1 pseudogene is annotated in these 1,736 nt (G+C 47.4%); it reads left to right on the top strand.

The window, feature by feature from the left end:
• Window positions 1-307: 307 nt before the first annotated feature.
• Window positions 308-1,736: pseudogene (locus tag I8748_RS02140) on the top strand (glycine dehydrogenase); the annotation flags it as partial.

Genomic DNA, 1,736 nt, shown 5'->3' with positions numbered 1-1,736 from the left:
ATAGGGAGCAGGGGGGCAGAGGAGCAGGGGGGATGAGGGCGATGAGGGAGAAATAACTAATAACCATTCCCGATGCCCCTTCGGGTGACGCTCCTTCTCCCAAGGGGAGACGCTACGCGAAGGTCGCTAACGCTGCGCTAACGCCAGTCGCTCATGGGGAGCCACTCCGTTGCGGGGGTTCCCCCCGTTGAAGGAAGTGGCGTGGAGACCCCCAAGACCGCGCTGGCTCACCAATTCCCCATTCCCAATTCCCAGTTTCAAAGTATTTATTGCAAAATATTAAATAGTTGCGTCTGGAGTTTCATTAGTGGTAACGCACGCGCCTATACCCAAGTCTAGCGATCGCCAGGTATCAGATAAAAAAAATCAAAAGTTAAATAGTTTTACGCAAAGGCACATTGGCCCTAACTCTGATGAGATTAAGCAAATGCTTGATTTCTTGGGGTTTCCTAATTTAGATGTTCTCATCGACAAAACAGTACCGCAGACGATTCGGCTGAATCAACCGCTACAGTTGCCAGAAGCGCAAAGTGAGTACGCAGCACTGGCAAAGTTAAAAAAAATTGCTGCCAAAAATCAGGTTTGCCGCTCATACATTGGTATGGGATACTACGACTGCATCACTCCACCAGTGATTGCGCGTAATATTTTGGAAAATCCTGGTTGGTATACAGCCTATACTCCCTATCAGCCAGAAATTGCTCAAGGACGGCTGGAAGCCCTACTCAATTTCCAAACCATGATTATCGACTTGACAGGTTTGGAAATTGCCAATGCTTCATTACTCGATGAAGCCACCGCTGCTGCTGAAGCGCTGAGTGTGAGTTATGCTGTTTGCAAAAATAAAGCAAATGCCTATTTTGTTTCTCGTGACTGCCATCCCCAAACCATCGATGTTTTGCAAACACGGGCGAAGCCTCTGGGAATTAACTTGATTATCGGTGATCATCAGACATTTAATTTTGATCAACCAATTTTTGGGGCAGTTCTGCAATACCCTGCAAGTGATGGCACGATTTATGACTACCGCGCTTTTATTGAAAAAGCCCATGCTGAGGGTGCATTGGTGACGGTAGCAGCAGATCCCTTAAGCTTAACCTTGCTCACACCACCTGGTGAATTTGGCGCTGATATTGCTGTAGGCAGTACACAGCGATTTGGTATTCCCTTGGGGTTTGGGGGGCCTCATGCGGCATACTTTGCGACGAAAGAAGAGTACAAGCGGCACGTTCCTGGACGAATTGTCGGTGTATCAAAAGATGCTCAAGGTAAGCCTGCATTGCGTCTGGTTTTGCAAACCCGTGAACAGCACATCCGCCGCGAAAAAGCAACAAGTAATATATGTACAGCACAGGTATTGCTGGCAGTGATGGCGAGTATGTATGCTGTCTATCATGGCCCGGCTGGACTCAAGCAAATTGCTGAGGATATCCACCAACTAACTTTAACTTTGGCGGCAGGATTAAAGCGCTTAGGTTATAAAATCAGTTCTGAAAATGTTTTTGATACGCTGCGGGTAGAGTTGGGAACAAACAACCTGCAAGCAATTCTCGAAGCTTCTCAAGCACGCAATATCAACCTGCGGATTTTCGATGCTGATGCTGTTGGCATTTCCTTGGATGAGACAACTACATCAGAAGACTTGATAGACCTGTGGCAAGTTTTCGCAGGCAAAGATGACTTACCCTTCACCATAGAAGAATTAACTCCCTCATCCCCCTCATCCCCCTCATCCC

Source organism: Amazonocrinis nigriterrae CENA67 (assembly GCF_016056305.1).
GTDB classification, from domain to species: domain Bacteria; phylum Cyanobacteriota; class Cyanobacteriia; order Cyanobacteriales; family Nostocaceae; genus Amazonocrinis; species Amazonocrinis nigriterrae.
This window is presented reverse-complemented; position numbering and strand designations above follow the sequence as displayed.